The sequence below is a fragment of the Rhodococcus sp. IEGM 1305 genome, from assembly GCF_030058635.1.
Lineage (GTDB): Bacteria > Actinomycetota > Actinomycetes > Mycobacteriales > Mycobacteriaceae > Rhodococcus_F > Rhodococcus_F opacus_D.
Genome location: NZ_JASHKX010000001.1, coordinates 648745 through 669514, shown reverse-complemented (window position 1 = coordinate 669514; position 20770 = coordinate 648745). Strand labels below are relative to the sequence as shown.

Here is a 20770-nt window from a genome sequence, read left to right as displayed (position 1 = left end):
CCGGAGGAAGAATCACCATGAGCATGTTCACTGTCACTGTCGCGGACATTGTCGAGGAAACGCCGGATATCAAGTCGTTCCGGCTTGTTCGGACGGACGGGTCACCGTTCGACCCGTACCCGGCGGGCGCCCACATCGACATCCTCGGTCCCACCGAGGTCCTCACCCAGTACTCACTGTGCAGCCCGCCGCACGAGTCCGAATCGTACGTTGTCGCCGTCAAACGCGAGACCGGCCCGCGCGGTGGCTCGGCCGCGCTACACGATCGTGTGAGGGTCGGCAGCGAGTTGCAGATCAGCCGGCCCCGCACTTTGCTCGCGCTCGCCGAGGGTGCGGATCGGCACATCCTCGTCGCGGCGGGGATCGGGTTGACCCCGATGCTGAGTCTGGCGTTCGCGTTGCATCGGCGGGGGCAGCAGTTCGACCTGCACTACTTCGCGCGGACGAGGGCGCAGGCCGCGTTCGTCGAACTGCTGGAGAGTGCCGATTTCCGCCGTGACGTGCACCTGCACTTCGGCCTGACGAGGGACGATCAGTTGTCGGCCCTCGAGAAGATCCTGGCGGACGCATCGGCCGACACCCACGTCTACACCTGCGGCCCCGAAGGTTTCATGGATCGGGTGCGCGGACTGGCGGAACCCGCCGTCGGTGAGGACGCGGTCCATTTCGAACACTTCGAGGCGGCGACACCTACAGCGACCGGTTCGGACACGGCGTTCGAGGTGGAACTCGACACGGGCGAGGTGTTCGAGGTGCCTGCCGGGAAATCCATCGCCGACGTACTCGAAGAGAACGACATCGAGATCGACACGTCCTGCAGGGAAGGTATCTGCGGCACGTGCGTCCTGGACGTATTGGAGGGCGAACCCGACCACCGCGACAATTGCCTGACCAAGAGTGAGAGAAAGGCGGGAGACAGAATTGCCGCGTGTGTGTCGCGCGCGAAATCCGGGCGGCTCGTCGTCGAACTTCCCTGAAACTGCCGAATAATTTCAGGTCACGGCAATTCCGGCCTGCAGAATATCGCGGACGAGAACGGCGATGCTTTCTGCTCCGGTCTTTTCCTTGATACGGGTGCGATGCACGTCGACCGTCTTCACGCTGATACCCAGCTCCTTGGCGATGTTCTTGCTGGGCAATCCGTCGAGGACGAGTGCGAGAATTTCCCTTTCGCGCACCGTCAGCGTGTCTATCCGGCCCTGCAGTTCCGTTCTGTTGCGTCGCTCGCCGAATCGTTGACGCGCGACCCGGAGCGCATCCTGAATCACGTCGAGCATGTGCTGCGGATCGTAGGGCTTCTCGATGAACGTCAGCGCACCCCGCTGCAGTGCCCGCACCGACATCTTGATGTCACCGTGTGCCGACACGAAGATGATCGGGATCGGGGATTCGTCGGCGAGGAGTGCCTCCTGGAGCTGGAATCCCCCGACTTCCGGCATCCGGACATCCAGCACGAGGCAGGCCGGGATGTCGCGGCGGTACTCGTCCAGGAACGACTGCACCGAGAAGTAGTACTCCGACGTGATGTTGACCGAATCGAGTAGCCACGCAAGCGATGCGCACAACTCCTGATCGTCGTCGACGATGTATACCCGTGTTTCCTGCTGATCCATCGAATCCTGCCTCGCACAGATGGCTTGCTTCCTCGTCCAGTCAACACCGACCGTAACGGAAGCGGTAGGCAACTGAAGGAATCCCCTACTCGGATACGCGACTTACTGCGAGAAAGTAGCGTCGCCGCCAATGTTCCAGCGCACGACGCGCGTCATATCCTTCTTGCAGGAACGCCGGCGCAACGTGGTGACACGACTTCCTGTTCCAACTCATGGAGACGAAATGCCCGAACTCACAACAATGCAATCGAGCTTCCGCACCGCCATGGCGAATCTGCCGGCCGCGGTCAACATCGTGACGACCGACGGCCCTGCCGGGCGCTGCGGAATGACGGTGACCGCCGTCTGCTCGGTCACCGACTCCCCGCCCACCGCACTCGTGTGCGTGAATCAGAACAGCGCCATGCACAACGTATTCCAGAACAACGGCCGAGTCGGCATCAACGTGCTCTCCGGCGACGACGAAGAGCTGGCCATGCATTTCGCGGGCGCAACCCAAGTCGCGATGGCGGACCGGTTCGAGTGGGACATCTGGGAGGAAGACACCGACGACGGTGTTCCGATCCTGCGCGCCGCCCACGTGGTGCTCGCCGGCCGGATCGCGGACAGCAAGACCGTGGGATCACATTCGGTGATGTTCATCGAACTGGACCGCGTGCAGACGCGCGAACACGGCGACAGCCTCGTCTACTTCCAACGCAAATTCCACCGTTTGTCGGTTCCGGTCGAGTCCCCCGACTGGCTGTTCTACGACGAATGGTCCGATCCGATCACCGTGACGCCCACCCTCGTTCCCGCCGCAGCCGGAGGTAAATAGCCATGGTCACCCCGTCACCGCCCGAACAAGTCCCACAGAATTCCGACCTGCAGGCGCTCGCAGACACGCGCGCCGCCTTGACGTTTCGTCTCAGCGCCCTGGTCCTCGCACTATTCCTGCCCCTGCCGATCCTCGGTGGGTTCACCTCGCTGCTGGACGGCGTCGTCTTCAGCGGTGTCACCGTGGCGTGGCTCTACGAGGTCGCGCAATTCGTCGTCGCCATCGTCGTGGCCCGGTACTACATGGCGCGGGCAGCCGAACTCGACTCCCGGACCGCCTCGCGGGCGAAAGGATAACAGCCATGAACCTCGTCTCCGCATCGCTCTTCGCGGCCCTCGTTGCCGTCACTCTGATGATCACCGCGTGGGCTTCCAAGAGGAACAAGTCCGCCGCCGATCACTACGTTGCTGGCGGCAGCCTCACCGGCAGGCAGAACGGTGTCGCCATCGCCGGCGACTTCATCTCTGCCGCCTCGTTTCTCGGAGTCACCGGTGCGATCGCCCTGACCGGTTTCAACGGGTTCTACCTCGCGGTCTTCGTGCCCGTCGCGTTCGTCCTCGCGATGCTGCTGATCGCGGAACCCCTGCGCAACCTCGGCCGCTTCACGCTGGCGGATGTCCTCGCCACCCGGTTCCCCGGCAAGGACGTGCGGTCGATGATGGCGATCAGCACGGTGGTGATCAGCGTGGTCTATCTCGTGTCGCAGCTGGTCGGTGCCGCGCTTCTGGTGTCGTTGCTGTTCGACCTCGACTACGCCGTGGCCGTGTTGATCATCGGAACACTCACCACCGCATACACACTGGTGGGCGGAATGCTCGCCACCAGCTGGATCCAGATCATCAAGACCGGTCTTCTCATGGTCTGCGCCGTCGTGCTGTTCGTTCTCGTGCTGGTGCGGTTCGATTTCAACCCCTTCGGCCCGTTCAGCACCGCGCTCGCCGAGTTCGGGCAATCGTTCGTCGCGCCGCAGCGCACGTCCGGTGCCGCGTCGTTCGATCAGTTGTCGCAGACGGTCGGGCTCGTCCTCGGCGTGCTCGGCCTGCCGCACGTCATGATCCGATTCCTCACCGTTCCGGACGCGAAGCAGGCGAGAACGTCCGCCTACACGGCGATCTGGATCTTCTTCGCCTTCTACCTGCTGGTCCCCGTGCTCGGCTACGGTGCCGCCAAGCTGGTCGGTGTCGAGGTGATCAAGTCCGAGAATCGGGGCGGCAACCTCGCGGTCGCGCAGCTCGCCGAGACAGTCGGCGGCGGAGTCCTGCTGGCGTTCGTCGCGGCCGTGGCGTTCGTGACCATTCTGGCCGCACTGTCCGGCCTGGTGATCGCCACCTCCGGTGCGATCGCACACGACCTGTACGGGCAGGTGATCAGGAACGGATCGGTGTCGGCGAAGGCTCAGCACCGCGCAGCCCGTGTCGCGACGGTGGCCACCTGCGTCATCGGTGTCGCCATCGCATTCGCGGCGCAGAAGCAGAACGTCGCGTTCCTCGCGTCACTGGGCATGTCCATCGCAGCATGTGCGAACCTGCCGGCACTGCTTCTGACCATGTATTGGAAGCGCATGACGGCGCGTGCCGTCATCTCCGGCATCGTGGTCGGGCTCGTCCTGTCGGTCACCGTCATCCTGCTCAGCCCGGTCGTGCAGGGACCGGACTCCATTCTCGGATTCTCGAACCCGGCACTCGCCGTGGCACCCCTCTCGCTGGCGGTGTCCATCATCGTCGCGCTGGTGTCGGCGCCGTCCGGGGAGACGAAAGTGCGAGCAGATCGCCTCTTCTCGGTGATGCGCACCCGAGCGCTCACCGGGCAGACCGAGACGACGAACGACGACACGATGGTGGCGACGCAATGAAGACGGAACTACAGTCACCGAGCCCACTCCGGGACCTGGCGGAGCAGCTGGCGACGGGCGCGACGACGCCCATCGACGTGGCGGAGGCGGCACTCGCACGGATCGCGGACCTCGAGCCGGAAATCTATGCCTGGGCCCACCTCGACGCCGACGCGGTGCGGTCCGCGGCCGCCCGGATCCAGGACGGCGGCCCGGACGCCGCGCTCTGGGGCGTGCCCGTCGGCGTCAAGGATCTCATCGACGTCGCCGGGATGCCGACGCGCTGCGGCAGTGAACTGCGGAGTACGGACCCGGTGACGACGGACGCCGACTGTGTGGCGCGGTCGCGCGCACTCGGCGCGCTCCCGTTCGGCAAGACCGTCACCACCGAGTTCGGGTATTTCACGCCCGGCCCGACCCGCAACCCCCGCGCCCTGGGTCACACGCCCGGCGGGTCGTCGAGCGGCTCGGCGGCAGCGGTGGCCGTAGGCATGGTGCCGCTGGCGTTCGGCACGCAGACCGCGGGGTCGCTGACGAGGCCGGCGTCGTTCTGCGGAGTCGCAGGTTTCGTCACCGCCCACGGCGAACTTCCGACCGCGGGCATCACCGGATTGAGTCCCAGTCTCGACACGGTCGGGCTGCTGGCGCGAACTGTGCCCGATCTCCACTTCGCGTGGACGGCGCTGCGCGACGGCACGCGGGCACCCGTCCTCGTGCCTTCCGCGCCGAGCCGGCTTCGCCTGTGGAGTGGGTTCGAGCTCGGCGAGGTGTCCCGAGGGATGACGGCGGCGCTCAGGACGACCGCCGATTCCGCCGCGTCGGCGGGGATCGGGTGCCGTGAGTTGGACGCCGCCGCAACGATCGTGGCGCTGACGGAACACCACCACACGGTGATGGCGTACGAGGCGGCCAGAGAACGCGCCGCCGAGGCCGCGCAGACCGACAGAATCAGCGCGGCCCTCGCCGAACTGTTCGCCGCGGGGGCAGCGACCACCGACGCGGACTACCGCGCCGCCCTCGCCGGAATCAGCGAGACCCGACAGCTGCTGCTCGCGGCGTTGGACGAGGACGAAGCCATCCTCGGGCCCGCGGCGCTCGGCGCCGCTCCACCCGGGCACGACGCGACGGGCACGCCCCTGCTCAGTCGGCCGTGGCAGGCCATGGGTCTGCCGGTGGTCACGATCCCCGGGAAGCGCGACAGCGCAGGGCTTCCCCTCGGATTGCAGCTGATCGGACGTCCCGGCGCGGAGCAACGCCTGTTCGAAACGGCCGCATGGCTGGAATCCGTGCTCTGACAACGACAGAAGATCGTCAGTCGACGAAGATCGACGGTTGGCGATCCTTCCACGGCGCAGCCTGCTCCAACTGCGCGGCCACCTGCAGCAGCAGATCTTCTCTGCCGGTGGCCGCGACGAGCTGGACGCCGATGGGGAGGCCCTCCCTGCTCAGCGCGAGCGGCAGGCTGATCGCGGGATTCCCGGACACGTTGAACGGTGCCGTGAACGGTCCGAACTCGAAGATGCGGCGTAGCCACGAGCGCACACTGTGCCGGGAGTCGTCGTAGTCGAGGGTGCCGTGCGGCACCGGCAGCCAGGCGACGGTCGGGGTCACCAGCAGATCGAATCGGGTGAAGAACAGCCCGATCGACCGGGTGACCCGGTGTTGCGCGCCGAGTGCTGCCGCGACGTCGAGCGCGGTGAACGCCTGGGTCTCCTGCAGCACTGTCCGCGAGACCGCTTCGAGCAGAGCGGGATCGGGCCTGCGTGGAGCGCGCAGGATCGCCGCGCCCGTGGCGATCGCAGTGAGTGTCGACGCCTCGACGACGTCCTCCGCGTCGAAGTGCGGGCGCGTCTCGGTCACGGTGTGGCCGATCCATTCGAGGATCGTGCCGGCGGCGACCGTGGCCGCCGATACCTGCGTCTCGACCGAACTCCCGCCCCACGGTTCGGTTGTCAGGGCCACCCGCAGACGGCCGGGATCGGCGCGCATCGTGTCGGCGTAGCGACCGGACGGCGCCGGGGCGGTGTACTTTTCACCGACCGGCGGGGCGGCGACGGCGTCCAGCAGATGGGCCGTGTCGCGGATGGTTCGGGTGAGGGCGAACTCGTAGATGTGCCCGAACCCGGCCTCGCCGACCAGTGGGCCGCAGGGGATTCGGCCGCGGCTCGGTTTCAGGCCGACGAGCCCACAGCACGAGGCCGGCACCCGTAGCGAACCGGCGCCGTCGTTGCCGTGCGCCAGCGGAACCGCCCCGGCCGCGACGAGCGCGGCGGATCCGCCACTCGACCCGCCGGTTCCCCGATCGAGCGCCCACGGATTGCGCGTCGGCCCGTACCGCACCGACTCCGTCGCGAAGTTCAGCCCGAACTCCGGCGCCGTCGTCTGCCCCAGCGCCACCAGTCCGGCCGACCGGAACCGGGACATCAGTTCGTGATCCACACCGGCGACCGCGCCGCGGATGCTGCGGCTACCGAGCGTGAACGGCACCCCCTTCGCGAACGGGCCGCTGTCCTTGATGACGAACGGCACCCCCGCCAGTGGCCCGTCGGACCGGTGGTCGAGGGCCGGATCGAACATCGGCACCGTCAGTGCACCGAGGTCCGCATCGGCCTGCGCGATCGCGACGCGCGCAACGGCTTCGACCTCCGTCGCCGTCACCTCACCGGCCCGGATCAGCTCACTCAGACCGACGGCGTCGAGCCCGGTGTACTCGTGCAGTTCCAGCGGTCCCACTCCTCAGGTCGCGACGACCGATTCAGTGTGACCCGGAGGGCCGTGCGGCGCGAGCGAATTTCTGCCGCCGTCACACGGTGATCGACAGCAGTTCCTGTTCGCGGAAGGCGCGCGGCGAGACCCCGTACGTCTCCTTGAACAGCCGCGAGAAGTGCGACGAGTTGACGAGACCGTATCGGGCACAGATGGTTCCGATGCTGTCGCCGCGGAATCGGACGTCCTTGAGATCGCGGCGGCACTTCTCGAGCCTGCGGTAACGGATCCATCCGGCCACCGTGTGTCCGTCCGCCTCGAACATCTTCTGCAGGTGCCGGGTCGACACGTGGTGGTGGGACGCCACCGTGGCGGTGTCGAGCGTGGGGTCGTGCAGGTGCGCGTCGATGAATGACCTCACCCGTAGCAGCAACGACGCGCCGGGAGCGGTGGCGTCGGCGGGCGCCTCCGATTGCACCGCGGCACTGAGCAGGTCGAGCACCGCGTCCTCCACGAGGGGCGTCGTCGGCATGGTGCCGGTGACGACGGAGTGGTGGAGGTTCGTCAGGAACGGAGAGACGAGCGCGCCCATGCCGGTGCTGCCCTGGATGCGGCGCGCCGACACGGTGCCCAGTTCCCGCGAGGCGATGCGCAGTAGTTCGCGGGGAAACATCAGCACGAACATGCTGAAGTCGCCCGCGAAGTGCAGGTCGTACGGCTTGCTGGTGTCGTAGACGGCGAAGTCGCCGGGCCCGAGCACGGCCTCGCGGTCGTCCTGGACGATGACGCCGCTGCCCGACAGTTGCAGGCCCACCTTCACCAGGCCGGGGTCGGACCGCTTGATCGACGTGCGGGTCCGGCGGACGTCGACCGCGTGTCCCCCGACCTCGCTGAGCTGCAACCCGCCGAGCGCGGTGGTGCGCAGGGTCCCGGTGAAGCGCCCCGGTCCGTCCTCCGCCGTGGACACCACGGCGAGCGGGACGAATGCCGTGGAGACGGCCTGACGCCAGTGCTCGAACTGCCCGTCGTCACGCGCGGGCCCACCACCGAGACGCACCTTCGATCACCTCACTGAGCGGAGCGGTTGTCGATCAGTCGACGTGCCTTACCGAGTGAGCGTTCGAGGTCGCCGGGAGCGACGACGTCGACCTTCACGCTCACGCCGATCCTATTCTTCACCAGCTTCTGCAGTTCACCCGCGGCCCACGCGTGGTCGTCGGTCACGGCATCCGGACGCGATTCCACCCGCACGGTCAGCTCGTCCATGCGGCCCGGGCGGTCCAGGATGCACTGGAACTGGGGTGCCAGCGCCGGCACGGCGAGGATCAGTTCCTCGATCTGGGTGGGGAAGAGGTTCACCCCGCGCAGGATGATCATGTCGTCGGTGCGCCCGGTGACCTTCTGCATCCGCCGCACCGACCGCGCCGTCCCCGGCAGCAGCCGGGTGAGGTCGCGGGTGCGGTACCGGATGATCGGCATCGCCTCCTTGGTCAGCGACGTGAAGACGAGTTCGCCCTCCTCACCGTCGGGCAGCACCTCCCCGGTGACCGGGTCGATGATCTCCGGGTAGAAGTGGTCTTCCCAGATGTGCAGGCCGTCCTTGGTCTCGACGCATTCCATCGCGACACCCGGGCCCATCACCTCGGACAGTCCGTAGATGTCGACGGCGTCCATGTTCAGTTGCTTCTCGAGTTCGGTGCGCATCTCCTCGGTCCACGGCTCCGCCCCGAACACACCGGTCCGCAGCGACGTCTTCGCCGGGTCGATGCCCTTCTTGATCATCGCGTCGACGATCGTGAGCATGTACGACGGGGTCACCATGATCGCGTCGGGTTCGAAGTCCTCGATCAGCTGAATCTGTCGGTCCGTCATGCCACCGGACATCGGGATCACCGTGCAGCCCAGCCGCTCGGCACCGTAGTGCGCCCCGAGGCCACCGGTGAACAGGCCGTACCCGTACGCGACGTGCACCTTGTCCGTCGGCTTCACCCCACCCGCCCGCAGGCTCCGCGCGACCAGATCGGCCCAGTTGTTCAGGTCGCCCGTGGTGTACCCGACGACCGTCGGGCGCCCGGTGGTCCCGGACGACGCGTGGATGCGCGAAACCTTCTCCTGCGGCACCGCGAACATCCCGAACGGATAGTTCGCCCGCAGATCCGCCTTCGCCGTGAACGGGAACTTCGCCAGATCGGACAGGTCCTTCAGGTCGCTCGGGTGCACACCGGCGTCGTCGAACGCCTTCCGGTAATGCGGAACGTTGCTGTACGCGTGGAGAAGTGACCACTGCAGGCGTTCGAGTTGCAGCGATGAGATCCGGTCGCGCGTGGCGAACTCGATATCCTGCGAGGGGGCGGCGATACTGGTCATTCTAGTCTCCGGGGTGTGCGGGCTGGGTATGGTCAGGCGTCGAAATCGACGGTCACGCTGTCGCTGACCGGGAAGGTCTGGCACGTCAGCACGAAGCCGGAGTCGACCTCGTAGTCCTCGAGCGCGTAGTTGCGGCGCATGTCCACGTCACCGCACGTGATCTTGGCGCGGCACGTTCCGCAGACGCCGCCCTTACAGGCGAACGGAAGGTCCGAACGGTACTTCTCGGCGGCATCGAGGATCGACTCGTCCCGCGGCAGCGTCGCGGTGGTCGAGCGACCGTCCAGGACAACCGTCACCTCACTGCTCGGCCCGGTGACGCCGGGCTCGCGGTGGGTTTCCATCGGCGGGGGCACGTCGTCGACGAAGAACAGCTCGTGATGCACGCGGCCCTTGTCGATCTGCAAGTCGCCGAGAACGGTCTCGGCGTCGGTGACCATGCCGTACGGGCCGCACAGCCAGAAGTGATCGATATCGGCCACCGGGACCACGGCGTCGAAGATGGCCCGGAGCCGGTCGGCGTCGAGACGGCCGGTGAACAGTTCGACCTCGCGGGGCTCGCGGGACAGAACATGGATGATGTCGAAGCGCGACCCGTACGTGTCCTTGAGGTCGGCGATCTCCTCGGCGAACATCACCGAGCGGGTGCGCCGGTTGCCGTACAGGAGAACGACTTCGGCCTCGGGGTTCGCCAGCATCGATGCGGCGATCGACAGCATCGGCGTGATGCCCGATCCGGCGGCGATCAGCACGTGGCGACCGCCGGCCGCGGGGTCGGCGACGAACGTTCCGCTCGGGCCCTGCACCTCGATCCGGTCGCCGGGGCGGACGTCGTGCACGAGCCACGTCGAGAACAGACCGTCGGACACCTCCCGCACACCGACCCGCGGCGCGGAACCGGAAGGCGCGCAGATGGAGTACGAGCGGCGGTGTTCGACGCCGTCGATCGTCCGCCGCAGCGTGAGCGACTGTCCGGGACCGAACACGAACTCGTCGGCGAGCTCGGCCGGCACGTCGAACGTGACCGCGACCGCGTCGTCGCACAGGGATTCGACGTCGGCGACGGTGAGGGTGTGAAACGCCCTGTTGCGCAACGCCGCGCCGGGTGTCGGGGAGACCGCTGTGGTCATGGTCAGATTTCCTTCACGTGATCGAAGGGCTCGAGGCAGTCCAGGCACCGGTAGAGCGCCTTGCACAGCGTCGCCCCGAATTCCGAGTCGAGCCGGGTGTTCGCCGAGTGGCACTTGGGGCATGCCACGGGTCGCGGCTTGACGGTGAGCGTCAACGGCACCGGACCCGAAGTGCGCCGCGGCGCGGGACCGGGTGTCGAGTAGCCGTTCTCGCGGAGCGTGCGCAGCCCGTTCTCGCTGATCCAGTCCGTGCTCCACGGCGGCGACAGGACGGTCCTGACCTCGACGCTGCCGAACCCGGCGTCCTGCAGGGTGTGCTCGATGTCGTCCCGCATGGTGGCCATGGCGGGGCAACCGGAATAGGTGGGGGTGATGGTCACGACCACCGACCCGTCGGCGTATTCCTCGACGTCGCGCAGCACACCGAGATCGGCGAGCGTGAGCATCGGCATCTCGGGGTCGAGCACGGATTCGGCGAGGCGACGGGCGTCGCTGCGCACGGCGGTGGTCATGTCACCACACTCCTTCGGGATGCGCCCGGGCCACGCTCTGCATCTCGGCGAGCAGCAGTCCGAGCGCCTCGGTGTGCAATCCCTGCCGGCCTGCCCGGCCGCCGACGGTGCCGACGGTCCGGCCGGTCGGTGCGGTGAGCTCGGCGGCATGCAGCACCTGCTCGAGGACGGAATCGAATTCCTCACGCACGTCCCGCGGGTCGACGCCCACCCCCACCGCCGCGAGCGCGAGCTCCTCGGTGGTCGGGACGAACAGTTCCTCGACATACGGCCACACGTGGGTTAGCGCCGCTTCCATCCTGGACTTCGACTCCTCCGTGCCGCAGCCGAGCGTCACAACCCAGCGGGCCGCGTAGTCGCGGTGGTAGGTGAGTTCCTTGACGCCCTTCACCGCGACCGCCGCGAGGACCGGGTCCCGGGACGTGCGGAGACGATCGAACAGCGCGAGACGCCACGTCGAGAACACCAGCAGTCGCGTGATCGACTGAGCGAAGTCGCCGTTGTCGAGTTCGGCCAGCCGGGTGTTGCGGAACCGATTCTCGTCCCGGAAGAACGCGAGCGCGTCCTCGGCGGGAATCGGGCTCGTGTCCGAGATGTACGGCACCACCGACGCGTCCGCCGCGGCCGCACGGGCGAGCAGCAGTCGCGCCTGACCGAGCAGGTCGAGCCCGACATTCGCGAGCGCGACCTCCTCCTCGAGTTCCGGTGCGCGCGTGCTCCACTCGGCGAGACGCTGTGAGCTGATCAGCGCATCGTCACCGAGCATCAGGCAGTAGCCGGCCAGCGCGGAGAGGTCGACGTCCTCCGGAACCGTGGTGTCGACACCCGCGAGGGGGTCGTCGAAGCTGGTGCCGAACGCCCACTGGCCGTGGCTGTCTTCGTCGACGAGGCCTTCGTAAGCATTGTCGTGGTCGGTCATCGTCAGCCTCACATGTGGGGAACGTTGTCGGGGATCTCGTAGAACGTGGGGTGCCGGTACACCTTGTCGCCGCTGGGCGCGAAGTAGGGATCCTTCTCCGACGGGCTGGACGCCACGATCGAATTGGACCGCACCACCCAGATGCTCACGCCCTCGTTGCGGCGGGTGTAGACATCCCGGGCGTGCCGGACGGCCATCTCGTCGTCGGCGGCGTGCAGGGATCCGACGTGAACGTGGTTGAGTCCGCGCTTGCCGCGTAGGAACACCTCGTACAGGGGCCAGTCCGCGCGCACTGCGTTGTCGTCCGTGCTCATCGTGCGTTCTCCTTGCTGCTCTCGCGGCGGGCGAAGGCCGTCGCGGCCTCCCGCACCCACGCCCCGTTCTCGTGTGCTGCCCGCCGGTTGGCGACGCGCTCGACGCTCGATGCGCCGTTGCCCTTGATCACCTGCATGAACTCGCTCCAGTCGGGCTCACCGAAGTCGTGAGCGCCGCGCTCGGCGTTCCACTTCAGGTCCGGATCCGGGAACGTCACGCCGAGCACCTCGGCCTGCGGGATGGACATGTCGACGAACCGCTGACGGAGTTCGTCGTTGGTGTGCCGCTTGATGCGCCACTTCATGGACTGCTCGGAGTTGGGCGACTGGTCGTCCGGCGGTCCGAACATCATCAGCGCCGGCCACCACCAGCGGTTCACCGACTCCTGCACCATCTCGCGCTGGGCGTCGGTGCCGCGCATCATCGTCATCAGCAATTCGAAGCCCTGCCGCTGGTGGAACGACTCCTCCTTACACACCCGGATCATCGCCCGCGCGTACGGCCCGAAGGAGCTGCGGCACAACGGAACCTGGTTGCAGATCGCGGCACCGTCGACGAGCCAGCCGATGACGCCGACGTCGGCGTAGGTCAGCGTCGGGTAGTTGAAAATCGAGGAGTACTTCTGCTTGCCCTCGATCAGCTTCTCGGTGAGGTCGGCGCGATCGGCTCCGAGCGTCTCGGCGGCCGAGTACAGGTACAGGCCGTGTCCGGCCTCGTCCTGAACCTTCGCCATGAGGATTGCCTTGCGACGCAGCGACGGCGCGCGGGTGAGCCAGTTGCCCTCCGGCTGCATGCCGATGATCTCCGAATGCGCGTGCTGCGCGATCTGCCGGATCAGCGTCTTGCGGTAGCCGTCGGGCATCCAGTCCCGCGGCTCGACCCTCTGGTCGGCTGCGATGGTGTCATCGAAGAGCTCTTGCAGCTCATCGGAAGCGTGTGACGTGGTCATATGTCCTACCTCTATTACCGAATGATCGGTTGGTATCAAGTATGCATGTCAGCCCCCGCCCACACAAGGGCGGGAGCCGAATTACGTCAGTGGCCTTCGAAGGCGGGCGTGCGCTTCGCGAGGAACGCGTCGACCGCGCTGCGGTGATCCTTCGACCGGCCGAGCTGCTCGGCGGCCTCGCGCTCCCGCTCGAGCGCCTCCGACAGCCCGCTCGACGCTGCCGAGACCAGCGACTTGACCTGCGCGTACGCGGCCGTGGGACCGTCAGCCAGCTTCCGCGCCAGCGCAGTGGCCGCGTCCCCGAGTTCGACGTCGGGAACCACCCGGTGCACCAGCCCCCAGTCCAGCGCCTGCGCCGCTGTGAACCGGTCGCCGAGCATCATCAGCCCGGTCGCCCGGCTCGCTCCCAGCGCCTGCACCAGGGTGTGACTCAGCCCGGAGTCGCCGGCCAGCGCGATCCCCGTGAAGGCCGTGGCGAACTTCGCGCCCTCCCCCGCGATCCGGATGTCGGCGGCCAGGGCGATGCCCAGCCCCGCCCCCACGCAGGCCCCACCGACCGCGACGACGACCGGGACACGGACCGCGGCCAGCGCCCGGAGCAGCGGGTTGTAGTGCTCGGCGACGGTGTCCATCGCGTGCGCGGCGTCCGCCTCGAGCCCGGCGACGTGCTCGGCCAGGTCCTGGCCGACGCAGAAGTTCTTCCCCTCCGCCTGCAGCAGTAGGGCACGCACGCCGTCGTCGGCGGCGACCTTCTCCACCGCCGCCAGCAACTGTTCCTTCACCGCGCGGTCCAGGGCGTTGGACGCGCCCGCACGGCGCAGGGTGATGGTGGCCAGTCCCGCGTCCACGGAAAGTCCGACCACGTCGTCAGTGCTCATGAGAATGTGCCTCCTGCTGATTGTGGTGTGGGTGGCCCGTCAGGACCAGGTGAAGAACCCCTGGCCCGTCTTGCGGCCGAGTTCGCCGTTGGCGACCTTCTCGCGCAGCAGCGCGGGCGGCGCGAACCGGTCGCCGAGTGTCTTCGCGAGGTGCTCGGCGATCGCGAGCCGGACGTCCAGTCCGACCAGATCGGTGGACCGCAGCGGTCCCATCGGGTGGCGATAGCCCAGTTCCATGGCCCGGTCGATGGACTCGGCGTCAGCGACGCCTTCCTCGAGCATCCGGATCGCCTCGAGCCCGAGGCACACGCCGAGACGGCTGGTCGCGAAGCCCGGGGAATCATTGACCAGCACCTCGGTCTTGCCGAGCTGGGCCACCCACTCCCGGACCTTCTCGACGACACCGGCGTCGGTGGCGGGCGCGCGGACGATCTCGACGAGCGTCGACGCCGGAACCGGATTGAAGAAATGCATGCCGATCAGCCGCGCCGGGTCATTCAGCGCCGCCCCGAGGCCGGCGATGGAGATCGAACTGGTGTTGCTGGCGATCACCGTCGACGGGTCGACCGTCTTCTCGACGAGCGCAAGGACACCCAGCTTGAGGTCGACCAGTTCGGGCACCGCCTCGACCACCAGATCCAGGGCCGGCGGGAGCGCATCGGGGGCGGCCACCGTGGACACCCGTCCGAGGATCGTCGCGGGATCGACGTCGCCGAGCTTGCCGCGTTCGTGCGCGCGGTCCAGTCCGTCGGACACCCGCCTCAGCGCCGCCTGCCGGTCGCCGCTCTCGGCGATGGTGACGGTGGAGCCGAGGGTCGCGAAGACCTGCGCGATACCCGCGCCCATCCGGCCGCCGCCGACCACTCCGACGTTCTTCGGTGCCGTGCTCGTCATTTCTTCTTCTCCAGAAACGCAGTCATGCGGTCGTGTTTGTCGCGGCTCTCGAACAGCACCGCCTGCGCGATGTCGTCGGCGAACGGGTGCGAGCCCGGTGCGTCGACGATCATCTTCGTGAGCTTGAGCGCCAGCGGCGCCGACCGCGTGATGCGGTCGATGACCTTGTGCGCTGCATCGATGTGCTCGCCGGGGGCGACGACACTCATGACGAGTCCGCTGCGCAGCGCGTCCCGCGCGTCGAGGTTCCGGCCGCCGAGCAGAACCTGCTTGGCGACGGACGTGCCGACCAACTCGGGCAACCGGTAACTGGCCCCGGCCGCGGCCATGATCCCCAGCCCCGGCTCCGGGTTCCCGAAGACCGCGGTCTCGGTGGCGATGCGGATGTCGCACGCGTAGGACAGTTCGGCGCCGCCGCCGAGCGCGTACCCGCTCACCGCCGCGACGGTGGGCAGCGGCAGCTTCGCGATGCGGTCGAACAGATTGCGGTTGATGCCGGCGAACGCCTCGTCGCGGCCGCGTTCACGCAGTTCGGCGATGTCGGCGCCACCGGCGAAGTGATCGCCCTCGCCGGTCAGCAACATCGGCTTCGGCGCCGCTTCCAGCGCGGCGCACACCTGGTGCAGTTCGCCGATCATCTCCGCGTTGATCGCGTTGCGCTGCGCGGGACGGTGCAGCGTGACCACCATGCGGTCGTCGCGGTCCTCGATCTTCAGTGTGTTCACGGCGCCTCGATCAGCATCGCGACGCCCTGGCCGACGCCCACGCACAGCGTGGCCAGCCCGCGGCGGGCGCCTTCGCGTTCCATCCGGCCGAGCAGCGTCAACAGGATCCGCGCACCCGAGCAGCCCAGCGGGTGGCCGAGTGCGATGGCGCCGCCGTCCGCGTTGACGATCGACTCGTCCAGCTTCAGCTGCCGGATCACTCCGAGCGACTGCGCCGCGAAGGCCTCGTTGAGTTCGGCGGCGCCGAGGTCGGAGATCGACCAGTTGGCGCGGGCGAGGGCCTTGCGGGTGGCCGGGACCGGGCCCAGACCCATGACGTTGGGGGCGATGCCCGCGCTGGCGCTGGTGACGATGCGGCCGCGGACGGTCAGGCCGTACTTCTCCACCGCAGCCTCGCTCGCGACGACCAGGGCCGCGGCGCCGTCCGAGAGGGACGACGACGAGCCGGCGGTCACGATGCCGCCGGTGCGGAACACCGGTTTCAGCGAACCCAGCTTCTCCAGCGTGGTTCCCCGCCTGGGGGTTTCGTCGGCGGTCAGTTCACCATCGCGCACCGGCACGGGCACGATCTCACGGGCGAACCGGCCGGCGTCCACCGCCGCGATCGCCCGCTCCTGGCTGCGCAGCGCGAAGGCGTCGCTCTCGGCGCGGGTGATGCCCTCGAGCGCGGCGACCTCCTCGGCCGTCTCGCCCATCGACAACGTCACCTTGCGGACGTCCGGTCCGGCCCCGGCCGGAACGTCACGCTCTGCCGCGGTGAACCGCGGGTTCGTGAAGCGCCAGCCGAGCGAGGTGTCGGCCACCTCCCCCGGACGTGCCCACGGGGTGCCGGGCTTGGCCATCACCCAGGGTGCGCGGGTCATCGATTCGACGCCGCCGGCGATCACGATGTCGGCCTCGCCGCTGCGGATGGTGTGCGCGGCGGACGCGACGGCGGTCAGACCGCTCGCACACAGGCGGTTCACCGTGTAGCCGGGAACGCTGTCGGGCAGGCCCGCGAGCAGCACGGCCATGCGGGCGACGTCCCGGTTGTCCTCACCGGCCTGGTTGGCGGCACCGAGGATCACCTCGTCGACGGCGTCGCCCGGGATCCCGGCCCGGCGGGCGGCCTCTGCCACGACGAGACCGGCAAGGTCGTCGGGGCGCACTCCTGCGAGCGCTCCGCCGTATCGACCCTGCGGGGTACGGGCTCCGTCCACCAGAAACACTTCGGCCACAGTCTTCTCCTTCACGGGGGTGCCGTCTATTAATAACCGAATCTTCGGTCGGTACGCAAGAGGAGGTAGCGCACGAAAAGTTGCGATGCTCCCTTGACAACCAGCGGCGGAAGCGACGATTCTGTTAACCGACCGAACGTACGGTGAAATGGAGTTGTCGTGAGCAAGTTACTGGAAAGCTACGCCGCCGGACGCTGGTACACCGCGCCGGACGAGGGAACCCCGCTGCTGAGCGCGGTCGACGGCTCCGAGGTGGCGCGCATCTCGGCGACCGGACTCGACCTCGGCGAGATGGTGACCTACGCCCGCGAGGTGGGCGGACCGGCGCTCGCGAAACTGACCTTCCACGAGCGTGCCGCCGCCCTCAAGGCGCTCGCCCTCACCCTCATGGCGGGCAAGGACGAGTTCTACGCTCTCTCCACCTCGACCGGCGCAACCAAGCGCGACTCCGGCGTCGACATCGACGGCGGCTTCGGCACCCTCCTCAGCTACGCCAGCAAGGCCAGGCGGGAACTGCCCAACGACACCGTCTACCTCGACGGCGCGTTCGAGCAGCTGGGCAAGAAGGGCACCTTCCTCGGCCAGCACGTCTACACCTCGCGCCGCGGCGTGGCTGTCCAGATCAACGCGTTCAACTTCCCGGTGTGGGGCTTCCTCGAGAAGCTCGCCCCCGCGTTCATCGCCGGCGTCCCGTCGATCGTGAAGCCCGCGAGCCAGTCGGCCTATCTCACCGAGCTCGTGTTCCGTCGCATCATCGAGTCCGGGCTGCTGCCCGAGGGTTCGGTCCAGTTGCTGTCGGGGAGCGCCCGCGGGCTGCTCGACCACCTCGGCGGGCAGGACTCCGTGGCGTTCACCGGATCCGCCGACACCGCGGCCACCCTGCGGGCACATCCGAACGTCGTCGGCGAGGGCGTCCACTTCAACGCCGAGGCCGATTCGCTCAACGCGTCGATCCTCGGCTCCGACGTCGAACCGGGCAGCGAGGAATTCGACCTCTACGTCAAGCAACTCGTCACCGAGATGACGGTGAAGGCCGGCCAGAAGTGCACCGCCATCCGGCGCGCCTTCGTGCCGACCGCACTGATGGACGACGTCATCGCCGCGGCCGAGGCCCGGCTGTCGCGCGTCGTGGTCGGCGCCCCCGACGCCGAAGGCGTCACGATGGGTGCCCTCGCCAGCCTCGAACAGCGCGACGAGGTCCTGAAATCGCTCCGCGGACTGACCAAGTCGGCGCAGATCGTGGTCGGCGACCCGGAGAACTTCGACGTCGTCGGCGCCGACAAGGCGACGGGCGCGTTCCTGCCGCCGATCCTGCTGCGCTCCGACGACAAGGACGCCACCGAACCCCACGACATCGAGGCCTTCGGCCCGGTCAGCACCGTCATCGGATACGACAGCACCGACGAGGTCATCGAACTCGCAGCCCGCGGCAAGGGCAGCCTCGTCGCCTCCCTCGTCACCCGCGATTCCGCACTCGCCCGCGACATCGTGCTGGGCCTCGCCCCGTTCCACGGCCGCGTCCTCGTCCTCAACCGCGACGACGCGAAGGAATCCACCGGCCACGGCTCACCCCTGCCCGTCCTCGTGCACGGCGGCCCCGGACGCGCAGGCGGCGGTGAGGAACTCGGCGGCATCCGCGGCATCCTGCACCACATGCAGCGCACCGCGGTCCAGGCCACCCCCGACATCCTGACCGCGGTCGGAAACAAGTGGGTCACCGGTTCGCAGCGCAACGACGACGGCATCCACCCGTTCCGGAAGAACCTCGCTCAGTTGCGGATCGGCGACACCATCGTCGGCGGCCCCCGCCAGGTCACCCTCGCCGACATCGACCACTTCGCCGAGTTCACCGGCGACACGTTCTACGCCCACACCGACCCCGAGGCCGCGGCCGCGAACCCGCTGTTCGGCGGCATCGTCGCCCACGGATACCTCGTCGTCTCCCTCGCCGCCGGCCTGTTCGTCGAACCGAATCCCGGTCCCGTCCTCGCCAACTTCGGCGTCGACAACCTCCGGTTCCTCACCCCCGTCAAGGCCGACGACAGCCTCACCGTCACGCTCACCGCGAAGCTCATCACGCCGCGCAGCAGCGCCGACTACGGTGAAGTCCGTTGGGATGCAGTCGTCGTCAACCAGGACGGCGATCCCGTCGCAACGTACGACGTACTCACCCTCGTCGCCAAAGGAGAAAACGCATGAGCTTCAAGGTCGCCGTCTGCTACGGCCAGCCCGATGACCCCGAGGCGTTCGACGCCTACTACCGCGACACCCACATGCCGCTGGCCCGCAAGATCCCCGGCCTGACCGACTTCACGTGGGGCAAGTGCAGCGCCCTCGACGGCGGGAAGCCGCCGTACTACGCGGTCGCGAGCCTCGTCTTCCCCGACGCCGACACCATGAAGTCCGGGTTGCAGTCCGAGGAGATGAAGCAGGCAGGCAAGGACGTCCGCAACTTCGCCACCGGCGGCGTCACCATGTACGTCCAAGAAGAAGAATCCGTCTACAACCAGTAGGAGAACCATGACTGTCGACGCGTCCGCGGAATGCCGCATCGCGCGGAAGATGTTCGAGGCCGACAACGCGTCCCAGGCGCTCGGCATCGAGATCCTCGAGCTCAGCCCCGGTCACGCAGTCGCGTCGATGGTCGTGGGTGAGACCATGGTCAACGGCCACGGCATCACTCACGGCGGGTTCGTGTTCACCCTCGCCGACACTGCATTCGCGATGGCGTGCAACGGATACGACACGCCCGCCGTCGCCGCCCGCGCCGACATCCGATTCCTGACCGCCACCCGACTCGGCGACACCCTCGTCGCCGAGGCCGTGGAACGGGCCCGATTCGGGCGCAACGGCATCTACGACGTCACCGTCCGGCGCGGCGACGACGTCATCGCCGAGTTCCGCGGCGACAGTCGTGCGCAGCCGCGCCCGTGAGCATGTGCGCTCCGCACCTGTGAGTACTTGTTAACCACGGGACGTTAATAAGTACTCACGGGCCGCAGGCACGCGACAAGTCCGATCTCCAGCGCGACCCAGACTGCACCGTCCGGTCCCACGGCGATCCCGTGCGGCTCCGAAGACGGTGTCGGCAGGTCGTATTCGGTGATGTCGCCGTCCGGCCCGATGTGTCCGATGCGGTTTGCGCCCCATTCGGTGAACCAGCAACCGCCGTCGGGGTCGGCGACGACGGCGTGAGGTCGGGCCGAGCGGTCCAGGAGTGCGAACTCGTCGATCCGGCCGTGGACGGAGATCCGGCCGATCTGCCCGGCGCCGATCTCGACGAACCACAGCGCGTCGTCGGTCCCGCGGGTGATCCCCACCGGCCCGGCGGCGGGCGTGGGCAGAGAATGCACCGCGACGTTGCCGTCGAGATCGATACGGCCGATCGCGTTCGCCTGGTTGAGGGTGAACCACAGTGCGTCGTCCGGACCCAGCGTGATCGCCGAAGGGAACCCGCCGTCCGTGGGCAGAGGAAACTCGGTGATCTGCCCGTCAGTGGTGATCCGCCCGATCCGGTCGGCATTCGTCTCGGTGAACCACAGGGCACCGTCCGGGCCGGCGACGATCCCGAACGGACCGCTGTCCGGGGTCGGGATCGGGAAGGAATCGATCGCTCCGTTCGACGTCATCCGCCCGATCCGGTGGTCGCGGAATCGTGTGAACCACAAGGCCTCGTCCGGACCCGACGTGATGATGGTGGGCCCACACTCCGCGGTGTCGAGCGGATACGTCGCGACTTCGCCGTCGACGGTGAGGCGCGCGATTCGACCGGCGTGGACGAGCGTCACCCACAAGGCCTGGTCGGGCCCGGTCGTGATCGCATACGGCCCCGACGTCTCGTCGGAGACGGCGAACTCCTGGATTCTCATGCGCTCCGCACCTGTGAGTACTTGTTAA

General features: G+C 67.9%; 22 protein-coding genes. 8 read left to right on the top strand and 14 right to left on the bottom strand.

Annotation, left to right across the window (positions count from 1 at the left end):
• The first annotated feature begins 17 nt into the window (after positions 1 to 17).
• Positions 18 to 977, top strand: a complete 960-nt coding sequence (locus QM693_RS03050; protein ID WP_283351343.1) for a PDR/VanB family oxidoreductase — start codon at positions 18 to 20, stop codon at positions 975 to 977.
• Positions 978 to 992: 15 nt separating this feature from the next.
• On the opposite strand, the gene QM693_RS03045 is transcribed toward QM693_RS03050, so the two are convergent.
• Entirely contained in the window at positions 993 to 1613 is a 621-nt protein-coding gene (locus QM693_RS03045) for a response regulator transcription factor (protein WP_011595535.1), read from the bottom strand.
• A 223-nt stretch (positions 1614 to 1836) separates the two neighbouring features.
• On the opposite strand from QM693_RS03045, the gene hpaC reads away from it, so the two are divergent.
• The 4 genes from hpaC to QM693_RS03025 are packed head-to-tail and all read left to right on the top strand — an operon-like array spanning position 1837 to position 5556.
• Complete coding sequence (gene hpaC / locus QM693_RS03040) at positions 1837 to 2430, top strand: 4-hydroxyphenylacetate 3-monooxygenase, reductase component (protein ID WP_164063966.1); 594 nt, start codon at positions 1837 to 1839, stop codon at positions 2428 to 2430.
• A gap of 2 nt (positions 2431 to 2432) precedes the next feature.
• Positions 2433 to 2726: a DUF485 domain-containing protein gene (locus QM693_RS03035; RefSeq protein ID WP_283351342.1), complete on the top strand. Its 294-nt coding sequence runs from the start codon at positions 2433 to 2435 to the stop codon at positions 2724 to 2726.
• A gap of 5 nt (positions 2727 to 2731) precedes the next feature.
• The gene (locus tag QM693_RS03030) at positions 2732 to 4282 is read left to right on the top strand and encodes a solute symporter family protein (RefSeq protein WP_283351341.1); all 1551 of its coding nucleotides are present in this window, start codon (positions 2732 to 2734) and stop codon (positions 4280 to 4282) included.
• A complete protein-coding gene (locus tag QM693_RS03025; protein ID WP_283351340.1) occupies positions 4279 to 5556 on the top strand; it encodes an amidase in 1278 nt (425 codons plus the stop codon). Before QM693_RS03030 ends, QM693_RS03025 begins: the two co-directional genes overlap by 4 nt.
• A gap of 16 nt (positions 5557 to 5572) precedes the next feature.
• Here QM693_RS03025 and QM693_RS03020 read toward each other — a convergent pair whose 3' ends face one another.
• The 12 genes from QM693_RS03020 to QM693_RS02965 form a co-directional block, all read right to left on the bottom strand.
• Complete coding sequence (locus QM693_RS03020) at positions 5573 to 6994, bottom strand: amidase (protein WP_283351339.1); 1422 nt, start codon at positions 6992 to 6994, stop codon at positions 5573 to 5575.
• 70 nt (positions 6995 to 7064) lie between these two features.
• A complete protein-coding gene (locus QM693_RS03015; protein WP_283351338.1) occupies positions 7065 to 8024 on the bottom strand; it encodes an AraC-like ligand-binding domain-containing protein in 960 nt (319 codons plus the stop codon).
• Between the two features lie 11 nt (positions 8025 to 8035).
• A complete protein-coding gene (gene paaK, locus QM693_RS03010; RefSeq protein WP_283351337.1) occupies positions 8036 to 9334 on the bottom strand; it encodes a phenylacetate--CoA ligase PaaK in 1299 nt (432 codons plus the stop codon).
• Positions 9335 to 9366: 32 nt separating this feature from the next.
• Positions 9367 to 10464 (bottom strand): 1,2-phenylacetyl-CoA epoxidase subunit PaaE, encoded by a 1098-nt coding sequence (gene paaE / locus QM693_RS03005; protein WP_283351336.1) that lies wholly within the window; start codon positions 10462 to 10464, stop codon positions 9367 to 9369.
• A 2-nt stretch (positions 10465 to 10466) separates the two neighbouring features.
• Positions 10467 to 10976, bottom strand: coding sequence for a 1,2-phenylacetyl-CoA epoxidase subunit PaaD (gene paaD / locus QM693_RS03000; protein ID WP_283351335.1), 510 nt, complete (start codon positions 10974 to 10976; stop codon positions 10467 to 10469).
• A gap of 1 nt (position 10977) precedes the next feature.
• Positions 10978 to 11895, bottom strand: coding sequence for a 1,2-phenylacetyl-CoA epoxidase subunit PaaC (paaC, locus tag QM693_RS02995; RefSeq protein WP_283351334.1), 918 nt, complete (start codon positions 11893 to 11895; stop codon positions 10978 to 10980).
• A gap of 8 nt (positions 11896 to 11903) precedes the next feature.
• Positions 11904 to 12209: a 1,2-phenylacetyl-CoA epoxidase subunit PaaB gene (gene paaB, locus QM693_RS02990; protein ID WP_005250775.1), complete on the bottom strand. Its 306-nt coding sequence runs from the start codon at positions 12207 to 12209 to the stop codon at positions 11904 to 11906.
• On the bottom strand, positions 12206 to 13159 hold the full coding sequence (gene paaA / locus QM693_RS02985; RefSeq protein WP_005250773.1) for a 1,2-phenylacetyl-CoA epoxidase subunit PaaA: 954 nt from the start codon (positions 13157 to 13159) through the stop codon (positions 12206 to 12208). The genes paaB and paaA overlap by 4 nt, the downstream gene beginning before the upstream one ends.
• 86 nt (positions 13160 to 13245) lie before the next feature.
• The gene (locus QM693_RS02980; protein WP_283332154.1) at positions 13246 to 14037 is read right to left on the bottom strand and encodes an enoyl-CoA hydratase-related protein; all 792 of its coding nucleotides are present in this window, start codon (positions 14035 to 14037) and stop codon (positions 13246 to 13248) included.
• Positions 14038 to 14076: 39 nt separating this feature from the next.
• Positions 14077 to 14931 (bottom strand): 3-hydroxyacyl-CoA dehydrogenase family protein, encoded by an 855-nt coding sequence (locus QM693_RS02975; protein WP_283351333.1) that lies wholly within the window; start codon positions 14929 to 14931, stop codon positions 14077 to 14079.
• Positions 14928 to 15656: an enoyl-CoA hydratase/isomerase family protein gene (locus QM693_RS02970; protein WP_283351332.1), complete on the bottom strand. Its 729-nt coding sequence runs from the start codon at positions 15654 to 15656 to the stop codon at positions 14928 to 14930. The genes QM693_RS02975 and QM693_RS02970 overlap by 4 nt, the downstream gene beginning before the upstream one ends.
• A complete protein-coding gene (locus QM693_RS02965) occupies positions 15653 to 16873 on the bottom strand; it encodes a thiolase family protein (RefSeq protein ID WP_283351331.1) in 1221 nt (406 codons plus the stop codon). Before QM693_RS02965 ends, QM693_RS02970 begins: the two co-directional genes overlap by 4 nt.
• A 159-nt stretch (positions 16874 to 17032) precedes the next feature.
• On the opposite strand from QM693_RS02965, the gene paaZ reads away from it, so the two are divergent.
• The 3 genes from paaZ to paaI are packed head-to-tail and all read left to right on the top strand — an operon-like array spanning position 17033 to position 19807.
• Positions 17033 to 19072: a phenylacetic acid degradation bifunctional protein PaaZ gene (paaZ, locus tag QM693_RS02960; RefSeq protein ID WP_283351330.1), complete on the top strand. Its 2040-nt coding sequence runs from the start codon at positions 17033 to 17035 to the stop codon at positions 19070 to 19072.
• A complete protein-coding gene (locus tag QM693_RS02955) occupies positions 19069 to 19386 on the top strand; it encodes an EthD family reductase (protein ID WP_283351329.1) in 318 nt (105 codons plus the stop codon). Before paaZ ends, QM693_RS02955 begins: the two co-directional genes overlap by 4 nt.
• Before the next feature lie 7 nt (positions 19387 to 19393).
• A complete protein-coding gene (gene paaI / locus QM693_RS02950; protein ID WP_105422581.1) occupies positions 19394 to 19807 on the top strand; it encodes a hydroxyphenylacetyl-CoA thioesterase PaaI in 414 nt (137 codons plus the stop codon).
• Positions 19808 to 19851: 44 nt separating this feature from the next.
• Here the strand turns inward: paaI and QM693_RS02945 are convergent, their stop codons facing one another.
• Positions 19852 to 20742 (bottom strand): Vgb family protein, encoded by an 891-nt coding sequence (locus QM693_RS02945; protein ID WP_283351328.1) that lies wholly within the window; start codon positions 20740 to 20742, stop codon positions 19852 to 19854.
• Positions 20743 to 20770: the final 28 nt, after the last annotated feature.